The sequence below is a fragment of the Paracoccus hibiscisoli genome (genome assembly GCF_005048265.1).
Taxonomy (GTDB): Bacteria; Pseudomonadota; Alphaproteobacteria; order Rhodobacterales; family Rhodobacteraceae; genus Paracoccus; species Paracoccus hibiscisoli.
Map to the genome: position 1 here is coordinate 147,922 of NZ_SUNH01000009.1, position 14,445 is coordinate 162,366.

16 protein-coding genes are annotated in these 14,445 nt (G+C 69.1%); 10 read left to right on the forward strand and 6 right to left on the reverse strand.

Annotation, left to right across the window (positions count from 1 at the left end):
* Positions 1-36 precede the first annotated feature (36 nt).
* Positions 37-1,272 carry an RsmB/NOP family class I SAM-dependent RNA methyltransferase gene (locus tag FA740_RS07770; protein WP_136856226.1) on the reverse strand — a complete coding sequence of 412 codons (1,236 nt, stop codon included), beginning with the start codon at positions 1,270-1,272 and terminating at the stop codon, positions 37-39.
* A gap of 92 nt (positions 1,273-1,364) precedes the next feature.
* Between FA740_RS07770 and FA740_RS07775 the strand changes: the two genes are divergently transcribed.
* The 5 genes from FA740_RS07775 to FA740_RS07795 all read left to right on the forward strand — a co-directional run bounded on the left by FA740_RS07775 (position 1,365) and on the right by FA740_RS07795 (position 7,585).
* Positions 1,365-1,544, forward strand: coding sequence for a DUF1674 domain-containing protein (locus FA740_RS07775; RefSeq protein ID WP_136856197.1), 180 nt, complete (start codon positions 1,365-1,367; stop codon positions 1,542-1,544).
* Positions 1,545-1,561: 17 nt separating this feature from the next.
* A complete protein-coding gene (locus tag FA740_RS07780; RefSeq protein WP_136856198.1) occupies positions 1,562-2,890 on the forward strand; it encodes an amidase in 1,329 nt (442 codons plus the stop codon).
* Between the two features lie 86 nt (positions 2,891-2,976).
* Entirely contained in the window at positions 2,977-4,176 is a 1,200-nt protein-coding gene (locus FA740_RS07785; protein ID WP_136856199.1) for an aminotransferase class I/II-fold pyridoxal phosphate-dependent enzyme, read from the forward strand.
* Positions 4,177-4,180: 4 nt separating this feature from the next.
* Complete coding sequence (locus FA740_RS07790) at positions 4,181-6,778, forward strand: DNA translocase FtsK (protein WP_136856200.1); 2,598 nt, start codon at positions 4,181-4,183, stop codon at positions 6,776-6,778.
* A 24-nt stretch (positions 6,779-6,802) separates the two neighbouring features.
* Positions 6,803-7,585 carry a DUF2268 domain-containing putative Zn-dependent protease gene (locus FA740_RS07795; RefSeq protein ID WP_136856201.1) on the forward strand — a complete coding sequence of 261 codons (783 nt, stop codon included), beginning with the start codon at positions 6,803-6,805 and terminating at the stop codon, positions 7,583-7,585.
* Here FA740_RS07795 and FA740_RS07800 read toward each other — a convergent pair.
* The 5 genes from FA740_RS07800 to FA740_RS07820 form a co-directional block, all read right to left on the reverse strand.
* The gene (locus tag FA740_RS07800; RefSeq protein ID WP_136856202.1) at positions 7,582-8,253 is read right to left on the reverse strand and encodes a rhomboid family intramembrane serine protease; all 672 of its coding nucleotides are present in this window, start codon (positions 8,251-8,253) and stop codon (positions 7,582-7,584) included. The two genes, FA740_RS07795 and FA740_RS07800, sit on opposite strands and share 4 nt — an antisense overlap.
* Positions 8,254-8,262: 9 nt before the next feature.
* Positions 8,263-8,451, reverse strand: coding sequence for a Trm112 family protein (locus FA740_RS07805; RefSeq protein ID WP_136856203.1), 189 nt, complete (start codon positions 8,449-8,451; stop codon positions 8,263-8,265).
* Complete coding sequence (locus FA740_RS07810) at positions 8,448-9,074, reverse strand: LON peptidase substrate-binding domain-containing protein (protein ID WP_136856204.1); 627 nt, start codon at positions 9,072-9,074, stop codon at positions 8,448-8,450. Before FA740_RS07810 ends, FA740_RS07805 begins: the two co-directional genes overlap by 4 nt.
* A 3-nt stretch (positions 9,075-9,077) precedes the next feature.
* On the reverse strand, positions 9,078-9,983 hold the full coding sequence (locus FA740_RS07815; protein WP_420873139.1) for a tetratricopeptide repeat protein: 906 nt from the start codon (positions 9,981-9,983) through the stop codon (positions 9,078-9,080).
* Positions 9,984-10,061: 78 nt separating this feature from the next.
* Positions 10,062-10,847, reverse strand: a complete 786-nt coding sequence (locus FA740_RS07820; RefSeq protein ID WP_136856206.1) for an exodeoxyribonuclease III — start codon at positions 10,845-10,847, stop codon at positions 10,062-10,064.
* Between the two features lie 119 nt (positions 10,848-10,966).
* Between FA740_RS07820 and FA740_RS07825 the strand changes: the two genes are divergently transcribed.
* The 5 genes from FA740_RS07825 to FA740_RS07845 form a co-directional block, all read left to right on the forward strand.
* On the forward strand, positions 10,967-12,283 hold the full coding sequence (locus FA740_RS07825; RefSeq protein ID WP_136856207.1) for an MFS transporter: 1,317 nt from the start codon (positions 10,967-10,969) through the stop codon (positions 12,281-12,283).
* Positions 12,284-12,341: 58 nt separating this feature from the next.
* Positions 12,342-13,316 (forward strand): glutathione S-transferase family protein, encoded by a 975-nt coding sequence (locus tag FA740_RS07830; RefSeq protein WP_136856208.1) that lies wholly within the window; start codon positions 12,342-12,344, stop codon positions 13,314-13,316.
* A 237-nt stretch (positions 13,317-13,553) separates the two neighbouring features.
* Positions 13,554-13,796 (forward strand): hypothetical protein, encoded by a 243-nt coding sequence (locus FA740_RS07835; RefSeq protein WP_136856209.1) that lies wholly within the window; start codon positions 13,554-13,556, stop codon positions 13,794-13,796.
* A 67-nt stretch (positions 13,797-13,863) separates the two neighbouring features.
* Positions 13,864-14,112, forward strand: coding sequence for a transposase (locus FA740_RS20490; RefSeq protein WP_420873140.1), 249 nt, complete (start codon positions 13,864-13,866; stop codon positions 14,110-14,112).
* 197 nt (positions 14,113-14,309) lie between these two features.
* Positions 14,310-14,445 (forward strand): transposase (locus tag FA740_RS07845; protein WP_169306252.1); only part of this gene is annotated, 136 nt, incomplete at its 3' end.

Consider the following 14,445-nt stretch of genomic DNA (forward strand, 5'->3'; position numbering starts at 1 on the left):
GACAGGAAAAGACCGCATGCGGGGCGACGGTTCCGTTCAGATCGGCTTGCGCAGCCGCGCCATGTAGAAGCCGTCCATGCCGCCCCGGTCGGCCCAGAAATCGGGCCGCAGGCGCAGGCCGCCCTCCTCGGTGATCCAGGCGGGGTCGATGCCAGGAAGGTCAGGGCGTTCCACGGTCAGGCCGGGATGGCGGGCCAGCGCCTCATCGATCTGGACCTCGCCCTCGTCCGGGATCAGCGAGCAAGTCGCAAAGACCAGCCGCCCGCCGGGGCGCAGGATCGACAGCGCGTGGTCCAGCAAGGCGGCCTGCAGCGCGATCAGTTCGTCGATGCCGTGGCCGTCACGGATGAAGGGCAGGTCGGGATGGCGGCGGATGGTGCCGGTGGCCGAACAGGGCGCGTCCAGCAGGATCGCGTCCAGCGGCTCGTCCGGCTGCCAGGTCAGGGCGTCGGCGGCGACCAGCCGCGCGGTCAGCCCGCAGCGGGCCAGGTTCTCGGTGACCCGGCGCAGGCGCTGTTCGTTGATGTCCACGGCGGTGACCCGCGCGCCGCTGGCGGCCAGCTGCAGCGTCTTGCCGCCCGGCGCGGCGCACAGATCGGCGATGACCTCTCCGGCGGCGGGGGCCAGCAGGCGCGCGGGCAGGGCGGCGGCGGCGTCCTGCACCCACCAGTCGCCCGCCTCGAACCCCGGCAGGGCGGTGACCTGTGCCGGTCCCGTCAGGCGCCAGGACCCGGTGGGCAGCACATCCGCGCCCGGCACCGGGGCGGCGCCGGGTTTGGGCGTCAGATCCAGGGGCGCGCCGCGCTGATGGGCGGCCTCGATCGCGGTCATGACCGGGTCGCCATAGGCCTCGACCAGCGCAGGGCGCAGCCATTCGGGCAGGGGCTGCGGCGCAAGGTCGGCCCAGCCCGGATAGGCGCCCGCCTTGCGCAGCACCGCGTTGACCATGCCCGCCGCCGCCTGTCCGCGCGCGCCAAGCGTGCGGGTCAGATCGACCGCCGCGCCCACGACGCCATGGGCGGGGGCGCCCAGCTCCAGCATCTCGACGACCGCCAGGCGCAGCACATCGGCGATCTGGGGCGCGGGCTTGCGGGTGACAAAGCTGTCGATCACCACATCCGCGCGGCCCTGATGGCGCAGGGTCTCTGCCGCCAGACGCGCTGCGCGCGCCTGTTCGGCCACGGGCAGGCGGGCAAGGCTGCCCGACTGGTCGGACAGGGACCGTCCCTCGCGGACGCCCTGGATCAACCGCAATGCGCCCATGCGCGCCATATCGCCACCCGGCTTTGTCAAAACGCTTTCCTTTGCCTAGATCATGTTCAAGACTGACCGCAGCCCCATAGCCTCATTCGGAGGATTGATCCATGAGCGATGACACCCCCGCAACCCTGCCTGCCGCCGCCCAACGCGCCCTGGCCGAGGCAGAGGAGCGTCGCCGCGCCCGCGCCGCCCAGATCCTGCCCAAGGAATATGGGGGCCGCGACGGCCCCGAGCCCGTGCGCTATGGCGATTGGGAAAAAAGCGGCATCGCGGTGGATTTCTGAATGGCGCGGGTTTTCGCATGAACTGGCTGCGGGCATCGGCCACCCAGCAGGGCCGCGCCATCCTTGCGGGCGTTCTTGACCCTATCGACCAGACCGAGGCTTATCTGGCCGCGGCCAAGGATCACCCCGACAGCGCCCGCATCTTTGCCCGGCTGACCCCGGCCCGCGCCCGGTCCGAGGCCGTAGCCGCCCATGATCGCGCGAAACAGGAGCGCCGCCACAGCCTGCTGGACGGCGTGGCCATCAGCTGGAAGGACAACATCGACAGCGGCGGCACCGTGACCGAGGCCGGATCGCGCCTGCTGGAGGGGCGCATTCCGCGCAAGGATGCCAATATCCTGGCCCGCGCGGCGCGGCGCGGCATGGTCTGTCTGGGCAAGACCCACATGACCGAACTGGCCTTTTCCGGGCTGGGGCTGAACCCGCGCACGGCGACGCCGCCCAATGCGCTGGACCCCGATCTGGCGCCGGGCGGCTCGTCCTCGGGGGCGGCGGTGTCGGTGGCCTTGGGGCTGGCGGCGGCGGCGGTGGGCACGGACACGGGCGGCTCGGTCCGGGTGCCCGCGGCCTGGAACGGGCTGGTGGGCTTCAAGCCCACGCATGGCGCCCTGCCCGAAAAGGGCGTGGTGCCATTGGCGCGGAAATTCGACATCGCCGGCCCCATCGCCCGCAGCGTCGAGGATTGCGCCCAGATCTTTGCCATCATGGCCGATCAGCGGGCCCCCGATCTGGATGGTGCGACTGTCCAGGGCCTGCGCCTGATGGTGCTGGAGGGGCTGCCCTTCGACGATGCCGAAACCGGGCCGGTGATGGCGTTCCAGGATGCGGTGGACCGGCTGGGGAAGGCAGGGGCGCAGATCGCGCATGTCTCGACCGACTGGCTGGACAAGGCCATGGCGCTGTCGCCGCAGCTGTTCGCGCCTGAGGCCTATGGCATCTGGCGCGCCCAGATCGAGGATGCGCCCGAACTGATGTGGCCCCCCATACTGGAGCGGTTCCGCGGCGGCGCCGAGGTCAGCGGACCCGATTACGTCGCCGCATGGGAGAGCCTGGCCCGCATCCGCCGCAAGTGGATCAAGGAGGTCGTGGGCGGATACGACGCCGTGCTGATCCCCACCGTGCCGATCCTGCCGCCCGACCGAGAGCGGCTGATGACCGACACGGCGGAATTCGTGCGCGCGAACCTTTTGACCCTGCGCAACACGCGAATCGCCAACCTGCTGGGCCTGCCCGCGATCACCCTGCCGACGGGGCATCCGGCCTGCGGGATCAGCCTGCTGGGCCATCCGGGGCAGGACCGGCATCTGCTGCGCGTGGCGGCAGGGGCCGAGGCTGCGCTGGCCTGACCCGGTCTTTGCTGGACGCAAGGACCGGGGCGCGCTAATGTTTCGCCCAAGGAACGGGGCGCAGACCCCGAAAAAGCGAGGCAGAGATGGCATTCCCCGACCGGTTCTCGAACCTGCCGGATTACGCGTTCCCGCGGTTGCGGGCGCTGTTGTCCGATATCACGCCGGGCCTTGCGCCGGGCCAGGCCCCCATGGTGCTGACCATCGGGGAACCGCGTCATCCCATGCCCGATTTCGTCGGCCACATCATGGCCGACAGCCTGCACGAGCTGGCGAAATACCCCCCGAACGAGGGCGCGCCCGAATTGCTGGCGGCGATTTCGGGGTGGCTGGGCCGCCGCTATGACCTGGAGGTCGCGCCCGAGCGGCTGATGGTGCTGAACGGCACGCGAGAGGGGCTGTTCAACGCCGCCCTGGCCCTGTGCCCGGAACGGAAGAATGGCCAGAGGCCCGTCGTGCTGGTGCCGAACCCCTTCTATCAGGTCTATGCCGTCGCCGCCGCCGCCGTAGAGGCCGAGGCGATGTTCGTGCCCGCCACGCCCCAGACCGGCAACCTGCCCGATTACGCCGCGCTGGACCCGGCCGTGCTGGACCGGGTGGCGGTGGCCTATCTGTGTTCGCCCGCCAATCCGCAGGGTGCGGTGGCCGACCGCGATTATCTTGAGACGCTGGTGGCGCTGGCGGAGCGGCATGATTTCCTGATCTTTGCCGATGAATGCTATTCCGAGATCTGGCGCGACACGCCCCCGCCGGGTGCGTTGCAGGTGGCGACCGCAATGGGCCTGCCCGACCGGGTGGTGATGTTCAACTCTCTGTCCAAACGCTCGAACCTGCCGGGGTTGCGGTCGGGTTTCGCCGCCGGTGGCGTGGCCCAGATCCGCGAGATGCGGCGGCTGCGCAATTATGCGGGCGCGCCCCTGCCCCTGCCGGTGCAGCGCGTCAGCACCGCGGCCTGGGCCGATGAGGCGCATGTGCAGGCCAGCCGCGCGCTGTATCAGCAGAAATACCGCATCGCGGATGAGGTTCTGGCCGATTGGCCGGGATACCGGCCGCTGCAGGGCGGGTTCTTTCTGTGGCTTCCGGTGGCCGACGGGGAACAGGCCGCGCGGACGCTGTGGGCGCAGGCGGGCATCCAGGTGCTGCCCGGCGCCTATCTGTCGCGGGCGGTGGACGGGGTCAATCCGGGCGCGGGCTTCATCCGGGTCGCGCTGGTGGCGGATGCCGATCAGACGCGCGCGGCGCTGACGCGGCTGCGCGCCGTGCTGCTGGACGGAACGGGGGGCTGACATCATGGCAAGCTGGCATGCAAAACACCGCGATCCGCTGTTCGACCAGACCACCCGCGCCGCGTTGGAGCGACGCGGCAAGGAGGCCGCCGGGGCGATGCTGATCGTCCTGGGCATCCTGGTCGCGATGATGCTGGGCAGCTGGTCCCCCGACGATCCCAGCTTTGGCTCGGCCACCGATGCGCCGGCGATGAACATGCTGGGGGGCCTGGGGGCGATGATCGCCTCGGCGCTGATCATGATCGCGGGGATGGGCGCCTGGATGCTGGTCGTCGGGGCCTGGGTCTGGGGCCTGCGCCTGATGCTGCACCTGGGCGAGGATCGGCTGATGCGCGGGATCTTTACCCCCATGGCTGTGGCGCTGGTGTCGGTCTATGCCAGCACATTGGTGCCGGGCCCCGAATGGCAGCAGAATTACGGCCTGGGCGGGCATTTCGGCGACATGATCATGGGCGCGATGCTGAACCTGCTGCCGATGCCCGCGCAGACCGGCATCCGCGTCGCGGCCCTGCTGGTCGCGCTGGCGGTGCTGGCGGCGGGGGCCTTCGTGCTGGGGTTCGACCGGGTCGAGCTGACCGGCCTGTGGCGGCGGTTCCGCACCGGGCTGGGCACGGCGGCGCAGGGCACGGCCATCGCCGGTCTGGCCGCGACCCAGGCCGCGCAGCGCCTGCGCCAGCCGCGCCCCGCCCCCGAGGATGCGCCCCGCGCCGCCCCCCGGGTCACCCCCGCCCGCCGCAGGCCCGCCCCCCCGCCCGAATTCGAGCTGGAGGCCGAGATGCCCGAGCCCGAGCTGATCGAGCGCGATTCCGACTATGACGGCGACGCGCCCTCCGAGGCAGAGGTGCGCGGCCGCATCAGCGACGCGATCCGCTCAAGCGCGGCGAAATCGTCGGTCCTCAAGGCCGTCGCGTCGCGGCTGGCCCGCGACGGTGCGCCTGCGGCCCTGCCGCCCGAGGAGGAGCCCGCCGATCCGCGCCCCTTCGGCGCCGAGACGCAGCGCCAGATCGTGGCCCCCGCCCGCCGCCCCGAGCCGTCGCGCAGCGCGCGTGCCGAGGCGGAACCGGCCCTGCGCTTTGACGACAGCGGCGGCCCGGCCTATGAGCGCCCGCCGCTGGCGCTGCTGTCGGCGCCCTCCGACAGCGACGTGGTGCCCGTGTCCCACGAGGCGCTGATGGAGAACGCCCGCATGCTGGAGGCGGTGCTGGATGATTATGGCGTCAAGGGCCAGATCACCGAGGTCCGCCCCGGCCCGGTCGTGACGCTGTATGAGCTGGAACCCGCGCCGGGCCTGAAGGCCAGCCGCGTGATCGGGCTGTCCGACGACATCGCGCGGTCGATGTCGGCCCTGTCCGCCCGCGTCAGCACCGTCCCCGGCCGCACCGTCATCGGGATAGAACTGCCCAACGCGAAACGCGAAAAGGTGCTGCTGCGAGAGATCTTTGCCTCCCGCGCCTTCGGGGATGGCACGCAGCCGCTGCCGCTGGCCTTGGGCAAGGATATCGGCGGCGATCCGGTCGTGGCGAACCTGGCCAAGATGCCCCACCTGCTGATCGCGGGCACCACCGGGTCGGGCAAGTCGGTCGCGATCAACACGATGATCCTGAGCCTGCTCTACAAGCTGACGCCGGACGAATGCCGGTTGATCATGATCGACCCCAAGATGCTGGAACTGTCGGTCTATGACGGCATCCCGCATCTGCTGTCCCCGGTCGTCACCGACCCCAAGAAGGCCGTCGTGGCGCTGAAATGGGTCGTCGGAGAGATGGAGGACCGCTATCGCAAGATGTCCAAGATGGGCGTGCGCAACATCGAGGGCTATAACGGCCGCGTGACCGAGGCCCTGCGCAAGGGCGAGATGTTCAAGCGCACCGTCCAGACCGGGTTCGACGAGGATACCGGCGACGCGATCTGGGAGACCGAGGAATTCCAGCCCGAGACCTTCCCCTATATCGTCGTGGTCGTCGACGAGATGGCCGACCTGATGATGGTCGCGGGCAAGGAGATCGAGGCCTGCATCCAGCGCCTGGCGCAGATGGCGCGGGCCTCGGGGATCCACCTGATCATGGCCACGCAGCGCCCCTCGGTCGATGTGATCACCGGCACGATCAAGGCGAACTTTCCCACGCGGGTCAGCTTTCAGGTCACGTCCAAGATCGACAGCCGCACCATCCTGGGAGAGCAGGGGGCCGAGCAGCTCCTGGGTCAGGGCGACATGCTGTACATGGGCAACGGCGCGCGGATCACCCGCATCCACGGCCCCTTCGTCAGCGACGAGGAGGTCGAGGAGGTGGTGACGCATCTGAAATCCTTCGGCCCGCCCAGCTACAAGTCGGGCGTGGTCGAGGGGGTCGAGGATGACAAGGCCGACGATATCGACGCCGTGCTGGGCCTGGGCGGCGGCGATGGCGGGGATGACGCGCTGTACGATCAGGCCGTGATGATCGTGGCCAAGGACCGCAAGTGTTCCACCAGCTACATCCAGCGCAAGCTGGCCATCGGCTATAACAAGGCCGCGCGCCTGGTCGAGCAGATGGAGGAGCAGGGTGTCGTGTCCAGCGCCAACCATGTCGGCAAGCGCGAGGTGCTGGTCCCCGAGGTCTGACCCCGCGGACCCGAGGAGAGAGCCATGCCGATCTGGCAGTTGCACATGCTGAACGCGCGCAGCGCGCTGACCCCGATCATGGCCGAGATCCGCGCCCATGCGCGCGAGATGGTGGCCGCGGTCGAGGCGCATCTGGACCTGCCGCGATTCGATCTGGTGGTGCGGGCGGGCGACGGGGTGTTCCCCGAATGGGGCATCGCGGGCCATGCGCCCGCCGCCGGCATCATCGAGATCACGCTGGACCCGTCCCGCGTCGCGCCCGAGCATTTCCGCCGCACTTTGGTCCATGAGATGCACCACCTGGCGCGGTGGGAGGGGCCGGGATATGGGCGGTCATTGGGCGAGGCCCTGGTCAGCGAGGGGCTGGCGGGACATTTCGTGCTGCAGGTGCTGGGCGGGGCGCCTGACCCCTGGGATGCGACGCGGCCCGGATCGGGATCGCTGAAGCAGGCCGGGACGCTTTGGGCGCGGCGCGATTACGACCATGGCGAATGGTTCATGGGGCGCGGACGGATGCGGAAATGGACAGGCTATGGGCTGGGGCACCGTCTGCTGGCCGAGCATCTGGCCGAGGCCGAGGGACAGTCTGCCGCATCGCTGGTCGCGGAACCCGCGGATGCGTTCCGCCCGGCGCTGCGGCGGTTGCTGGCGATCGAGGGCGTGGAGGAGCCTGAGGAGGCCGCCCCAGAGTCAGAGGCCGAGGCGCCTGACGGGGATGCGGCGCAGGATGCGTCCCGCGACGCCGGGGGGCAGGCCCCCCGGACCCCCCAGGGCGCGCCTGACGCCGGGACGGATCAGACGTCCTAGCGGCGCGCGGGTCCGGACAGGGCGAAGGCGATGCCAAGGACCAGCCCGGCAAGCCCGCCGCCCAGATGGGCCTGCCAGGCGATCGCGGGCATCAGCAGCGTCAGCACGATGTTCAGCCCCAGGATCAGCGCGGTGGCGCGGATCAGCGGGGCCATGGAGCGGTGGCGGCGGCGCAGGCTGATCGCGGCATGGCCGACCAGCGCGCCGGCCAGACCGAAGACCGCGCCAGAGGCGCCGACCATCGGGCCCGCGGCGGGCTCCATCCAGGCGAACACGGCACCGGCCACGATCTGGCTGACCAGATAGGTCAGCGCCATGCGCCCCGATCCGATCATGCGGACCAGTTCGCGCCCCACCGCCGCCAGCGAGATCATGTTCATCGCCAGATGCGGCACCCCGCCATGCAGCAGGCCATAGGTCAGGAACATCACCACGCCCTGACCCGGATAAAGCCCCGCGGCCCCGGACATCAGCGGCGGCCAGAACCCGCCCAGCATCACCCCCGCCACGCGGGCCGAGCCCAGGCCCAGCATCGGGCCGGCCCAGGTCAGCGCCTCGATCAGGCAGCAGGCGACGATCACCCCGCGCAGCCACAGCGGCAGCGGCGCGGGCCCACGGTCGGCGCGGGCCACCTGCGGAAAGGCGACCGGGCGGCCGGGATCGGTCATGGGCGGGTGTCAGTCATCGGCGCGGATCTGGCGGGCCTCGTCGATCAGCATGATCGGGATGCCGGAGCGGATCGGAAAGGCAAGGCCTGCCGCGTGGGACACCAGCTCTTGTGCGGCGGCGTCATAGCGCAGGGTGGTGTGGGTCACCGGGCAGACCAGCGCCTCCAGCATGTGGCGGTCATAGGGGGCATCGGTCATTGCAGACGTTCCTCGTTCTCGCCGCCATGCAGGGCGAATTCGATCAGGCCGACCAGCAGTTCGCGCCGGTCCGACAGGGTGGGGGATTCCAACAGCGCCTGCTTGTCGCCGGGGCCGAAGGGCAGCATCATCGACAGCGAGTTGATCAGCAGCTCATCCTCGGCCTCGGCGGCGGCGTCCCAATCGGTCGACAGCTCCTGCGTCTGCATGTAGCGGTCCAACAGCGAGAACAGCGCCTTGCGGTCCAGGCCCGGGTCCTGCTCGGGGCCGCCCAGATCGCGGGCAAAGGACGACCAGTCCACCCGCGCCTGCAGATAGGGGGCAAAGCCCTCCTCGACCTCCTGCAGGCGGAAGCGTGACACCGCCCCGAGCGAGATCATCATCCGCCCATCGCCGGTCTCGGAAAACGCCACCACGCGGCCCGCGCAGCCGATGGCGGACAGGCCGTCGCCCTCGGGCTGGATCATGCCGATCAGGCGGTGGTCGGTCTTGAGCGTATCATCCAGCATCTGCAGATAGCGCGGCTCGAACAGGTGCAGCGGCAGGCGGGCGCGCGGCATCAGCACGGCGCCCGGCAGCGGGAACAGGGGGATGCGGTCGGGCAGGTCGAAACGCAGCACCATCGGTCAGGCGAAGATCAGCGAGGACAGGCGGCGGCGGCCCTTCTGTCCCACCGGATCGGTGGGCTTGAGGCTGTCGAAGATGGTCAGCAGCTGCGCCTTGGCCGCGCCCTCGTTCCAGTCGCGGTCGCGGCGGAAGCTGTCCAGCAGCACGTCGATGGCGGCCTCCAGCTGCCCGTCGGCATGCAGGGCCTGGGCGTATTCCAGACGCGCTTGCTGATCGGCGGGGTCGGCCTCGACCCGGGCGGCCAGATCGTCCAGGGGACCGGCGCTGGCGGCCTGCTGGGCCAGGGCCAGCTGGGCGCGGGCGGCCTCGATGGGGCCGGCATGGGTTAGGGCTGGGGGGACCTGGGTCAGGGTGGAGGCGGCCGCAGCCGGATCGCCCGCCGCCAGATGGGCGCGGATCAGGCCGCCCCAGGCCTCGGGGCTGTCGGGCAGCTCTCCGATGATGGCGGTGAAGGTCTCGACGGCATCGGCGGCCTCGTTGTCCTCGATCATCTGCTCGGCGGCGGCCAGCGCGTCGGCCAGGCCGCCGTCATCGCCGGACAGGGCGGCCAGCTTGTCGACGAACTGCTTGATCTGGCTGGCGGGCAGCGCGCCCTGGAAGGCATCGACCGGCTGGCCCTTGTAGAAGGCATAGACCGTCGGGATCGACTGCACCCGCAGCTGACCGGCGATCATCTGGTTCTGGTCCACGTCGATCTTGGCCATGCGGATGCGGCCCTTGTGGCGGGCGACCTCGGCCTCCAGCGCGGGGCCGAGGGTCTTGCACGGCCCGCACCAGGGTGCCCAAAAATCGACGATGACGGGCACCTCCATCGAGGCCTCGACGACCTCGGTCATGAAGGTCGCCTCGGTCACGTCCTTGATGAAGTCGTCGGTCTTGGGCGTCTGCGCCCCGTCGAAAAGCATGGTCATGGCGTCCCCGTGGGTCGAAAGCGTTGGCCCCAATATGGGGCAGGCATCCGGCCAGCGAAAGGGCCGATCATGTCACAGATCAAAGCTGGCCAGCACCGGGACATGGTCGCTTGGCTGGTCCCAGCCCCGCACCGGGCGCAGGATGCGGCTGGAATGGGCGGCGCCCGCGATGTCGCGGCTGGCCCAGATGTGATCCAGCCGGCGGCCCTTGTCGGCGGCGTCCCAATCCTTGGCGCGATAGCTCCACCAGCTGTAAAGCAGCCCCTGCGGGATGTCCTGGCGCGTCACGTCGACCCAGTCCCCGGCATCCTGGGCGGCCAGCAGATGCTCGACCTCGATGGGGGTGTGGCTGACGATATTCAGCAGCTGCTTGTGCGACCAGACGTCGTCCTCGCGCGGGGCGATGTTCAGGTCGCCCACCAGGATCGACCGGGCCGGGCGGTCGGCATGAAAGACGTCGCGCATCTCGGTCAGGAAATCCAGCTTTTGCCCGAATTTCAGGTTCTGCTCACGATCGGGTATGTCGCCGCCCGCAGGCACATACATGTTGTGGATCACCACCCCGTTGGGCAGCCGCGCCGAGACATGCCGCGCATGGCCCAGGGCGGCATAGTCGCGGTCGCCCGCATCCTCCAGCGGCAGGCGCGACAGGATGGCCACGCCGTTATACCCCTTCTGCCCCCGCGCGACGATGTGGCCGTATCCCAGTTCGGCAAAGCGGGTCAGGGGGATCTTGTCCACGGGCGCCTTGCATTCCTGCAGGCACAGGATGTCGGGGCGCTCCTCCTCCAGGAACCGGGCGACCAGCCCCTCGCGCAGGCGGACAGAGTTGATGTTCCAGGTGGCGATGGTGAACATGGGCGCGCTCCTTTTGGGCGCGGACCCTAGCGGCGCGGGAGGGGGGTGTCGAGACGCGCGGCGCAGGCTTGTCATATCCCGGATGCGCGTTATGCATGAGGGACCGCAGGAGGGCCGTGATGAAGCTGACCATCGACGAGGCGCTGACGCGCGGCGGCACCGGCCGGTTCCAGTGGCGGCTGCTGGGCATCTTCGGGCTGGTCTGGGCCGCGGATGCGATGCAGGTCATCGCGGTCGGCTTTGCCGCGCCCTCGGTCGCGGCGACGTTCGGGGTGGACCGGGTGACGGCGCTGCAGATCGGGACGGTGTTCTTTCTGGGCATGTTCCTGGGCGCATTCGGGTTCGGGCGCCTGGCCGACCGCATCGGGCGCAAATGGGTGCTGGTGGGGACCGTCGCGATGGACGCGGTCTTTGGGCTGGCCTCCGTCATGGCGGGCGATTTCACGGTGCTGCTGGTCCTGCGCTTTCTGACCGGGGTGGCGGTGGGCGGCACGCTGCCCGTCGATTACGCGATGATGGCCGAATTCCTGCCGCCCCGGAATCGCGGTCGCTGGCTGGTCTGGCTGGAGGGGTTCTGGGCGGTCGGCACGATCATCGTGGCGATGACCGCATGGGCGGCGGCCAGCTGGGGCGCCGCGGCCCCTTGGCGGTGGATCTTTCTGGTCGCGGCCCTGCCCGCGCTGATCGGGTTCGTCCTGCGGTTCTGGATACCGGAAAGCCCGATGTATCTGGTCCGCAAGGGCCGCCAGGCCGAGGCCCGCGCCGTCATCGACCAGGTGCTGCGCGTGAACGGCGCGGCCCCCCTGCCACCCGCGGCCCATCTGCGCCCCGCCCCCGTCGCCGAAGGGGCCGCACGCTCGATCATGGACGGGCCGCTGCGCCGCGCCACCATCGGCATCCTGGCGGTGTGGTTTCTGGTCTCGCTGTCCTATTATGGGGTGTTCGTCTGGGTGCCCGGGCAGCTGGCGACCGAGGGGTTCGGCTTTGTCCGGGGATACGGCTTCCTGGTGATCCTGGCGCTGGCGCAGGTGCCGGGATACGCGCTGGCGGCCTGGGGGGTAGAGGCCTGGGGCCGCCGCCCCACGCTGGCGGGGTTCCTGATCCTGTCGGCGGCGGGCTGCGGGCTGTTCGCCTTTGCGACCAGCGGGGCGGTGGTCGCCGCGTCGCTGATCGTGATGAGCTTTGCGCTGCTGGGCAGTTGGGGCGCGCTTTATGCGTTCACGCCAGAGCTGTATCCGACGCATCTGCGCGGCACCGGCATGGGCACGGCCAGCGCCATGGCGCGCTTGGGCGGCATCCTGGCGCCCAGCCTGCTGGCCGTCGTGTTCGCGCGCGGGTTCGGCCTGGCCATCGGCAGCTTTGCCGTGCTGCTGGTCCTGGCTGCCGCCGCCCTGACATGGGTCCGAATCGAGACGCGCGACCGCGCCATCGGCTGAGCGCGGAACAACGGGCGCGCCCGCCCGTTCCCCTGCCACATCAAGGAAAGGACAGATCATGGGCCAACTGGTCGACGGCGTCTGGAAGGACGAATGGTATGACACCGACAGCACCGGCGGCGCGTTCAAGCGCGACGAATCGAAATTCCGCAACTGGGTCACCGCCGACGGCAGCGCCGGACCCACCGGGACGGGCGGGTTCAAGGCCGAAAGCGGGCGCTATCACCTGTATGTCAGCCATGCCTGCCCTTGGGCGCATCGCACGCTGATCTTTCGGGCGCTGAAGGGGCTGGAGGATCACATCGCGGTTTCGGCCGTGCATCCCGACATGCTGAAGGACGGGTGGGAGTTTCGCACCGATTTCGACGGCGCGACCGGCGACCGTCAGTTCGGGTTCGCCTATCTGCGTGAGGTCTATCTGAAGGCGAAACCCGATGCCTCGGGCCGGGTCACGGTGCCGGTCCTGTGGGACCGCCAGACCGACCAGATCGTGTCGAACGAAAGCGCGGACATCATCCGCATGTTCAATTCGGCCTTTGACGGGGTGACCGGGAACACCGACGATTACTGGCCCGAAGCGCTGCGCGACCGCATCGCCCCGATCAACGACCGCATCTATGACACGGTCAACAACGGCGTCTACAAGGCGGGCTTTGCCACCAGCCAGGAGGCCTATGACAAGGCCGTCCATCCGCTGTTCGACAGCCTGGACTGGATCGAGGGGCTGCTGACCAAGAACCGCTATCTGACCGGCGACCGCATCACCGAGGCCGATTGGCGGCTGTTTACCACCGTCCTGCGATTCGATGCGGTCTATCACACGCATTTCAAGTGCAACCGCCGCCGGATCATCGACTATCCGAACCTGTGGGGATGGGCGCGCGAGCTGTATCAATGGCCGGGCGTGGCGGAGACCGTGCATCCCGACCACTTCATCCGGCACTATTACTACAGCCACGACACGGTGAACCCGCATCGCATCGTGCCCATCGGTCCCGATATCGACTGGTCCGAACCCCATGGGCGCGGCTGAGCGGGCCCTGTGAATGAGATGGGATGGTCGAGAGCGAGCCGGGGCTATCCCGTCCCTGCTTGGCGCGCTGGCCGGGCAGGATCAAAGGGCAGGGTTAGAGGCAGGTCCGGTTTCGCAGTGGCTGTAGAGCGGCCTGGTCGAAACCGGATATATGCGTCAAGACGCGGCACGTGACGGCGGCGCTGTCGGCGTGGATCAACAGGACGGACAGGAACGACGCGCGGCATTGACCAGGTGATGCGCGTTGGCCTGTTTCGCCCCGTCCACGTCACGACAGAGCGGGGCTCAGAGATCAGAATGTTGCTGACGTGCAAATTCCTGCAGTCGACGATCATCAGTGCCTTGCGCAAGTTCGGCTTGAAGGCTGGCGTTGTCACGCGACCACAGGTCGAGGCACTGGTGATGGGTCTGATCAAGGAATGCTCCCACCTTGCGATGACAATCGCGCCGCTGCTTGGAAGTCCGGCGCGCGCTTCGTAAGGCGTATCAACGCCTGCACAAGGCCATAAACCGGCTGGACGCAGACGATGGCATCTGCCGTCTGCTCATGACCGCACCGGGGGTCGGTCCGCCCGTCTCACTCACCGTCAGGGCAGGCATCGACGAGGCTGCCCGCTTCGGCCGATCACGTCGCCCGCCCCATTTCGGCCTGACACCCGCGCGCGATCAATCAGGCGAGTTGGACCGCGAGCGGGGTGCCTTCCAGTGTGGAGGTGCTGGTGTCAGATGGTCGCGGGTTAAGGCAGCTGGCATCATCATGCGCCAGAGGATCAAACGCGCTCCATCGAAGGTCTAGTACATGGCCCAGGCCAAGTGCCGCGGTTCTGCTAAGGCCCGCGTTGCTGTGGCCCGACATCGGGCGACTACCTGCATCGGATGTGGATCGACAATACGGAACGTCGCTAGGCCGTGTTGACAAAAGGGATTCACAACGCGGTTCGGGCATGATTCAAGCTGGTATCTGCGATCGAGACCAGCTTGGCACGAGACCTGATGTCGGACGAGGAATGGGCGTTCTTTGAACGGTTTATCCTGGCGGTCCGTGCGCCGAACGGGCGCAAACCGACCAACCACCGCCTTGTTCTTGATGGGATATTCTGGATCGCTCGCACCGGTGCCCCATGGCGCG

What these genes read in the sequence shown, in the direction of transcription:
- FA740_RS07780 (WP_136856198.1), top strand. Translation starts at nt 1,562, where the DNA reads ATGAACTGGCTGCGGGCATCGGCCACCCAGCAGGGCCGCGCCATCCTT.
- FA740_RS07820 (WP_136856206.1), bottom strand. Translation starts at nt 10,847, where the DNA reads ATGTTCACCATCGCCACCTGGAACATCAACTCTGTCCGCCTGCGCGAG.
- FA740_RS07775 (WP_136856197.1), top strand. Translation starts at nt 1,365, where the DNA reads ATGAGCGATGACACCCCCGCAACCCTGCCTGCCGCCGCCCAACGCGCC.
- FA740_RS07835 (WP_136856209.1), top strand. Translation starts at nt 13,554, where the DNA reads ATGCGCGTTGGCCTGTTTCGCCCCGTCCACGTCACGACAGAGCGGGGC.
- FA740_RS07785 (WP_136856199.1), top strand. Translation starts at nt 2,977, where the DNA reads ATGGCATTCCCCGACCGGTTCTCGAACCTGCCGGATTACGCGTTCCCG.
- FA740_RS07800 (WP_136856202.1), bottom strand. Translation starts at nt 8,253, where the DNA reads ATGACCGATCCCGGCCGCCCGGTCGCCTTTCCGCAGGTGGCCCGCGCC.
- FA740_RS07805 (WP_136856203.1), bottom strand. Translation starts at nt 8,451, where the DNA reads ATGACCGATGCCCCCTATGACCGCCACATGCTGGAGGCGCTGGTCTGC.
- FA740_RS07790 (WP_136856200.1), top strand. Translation starts at nt 4,181, where the DNA reads ATGGCAAGCTGGCATGCAAAACACCGCGATCCGCTGTTCGACCAGACC.
- FA740_RS07825 (WP_136856207.1), top strand. Translation starts at nt 10,967, where the DNA reads ATGAAGCTGACCATCGACGAGGCGCTGACGCGCGGCGGCACCGGCCGG.
- FA740_RS07830 (WP_136856208.1), top strand. Translation starts at nt 12,342, where the DNA reads ATGGGCCAACTGGTCGACGGCGTCTGGAAGGACGAATGGTATGACACC.
- FA740_RS07815 (WP_420873139.1), bottom strand. Translation starts at nt 9,983, where the DNA reads ATGCTTTTCGACGGGGCGCAGACGCCCAAGACCGACGACTTCATCAAG.
- FA740_RS07810 (WP_136856204.1), bottom strand. Translation starts at nt 9,074, where the DNA reads ATGGTGCTGCGTTTCGACCTGCCCGACCGCATCCCCCTGTTCCCGCTG.
- FA740_RS07770 (WP_136856226.1), bottom strand. Translation starts at nt 1,272, where the DNA reads ATGGCGCGCATGGGCGCATTGCGGTTGATCCAGGGCGTCCGCGAGGGA.
- FA740_RS07795 (WP_136856201.1), top strand. Translation starts at nt 6,803, where the DNA reads ATGCCGATCTGGCAGTTGCACATGCTGAACGCGCGCAGCGCGCTGACC.
- FA740_RS20490 (WP_420873140.1), top strand. Translation starts at nt 13,864, where the DNA reads ATGACCGCACCGGGGGTCGGTCCGCCCGTCTCACTCACCGTCAGGGCA.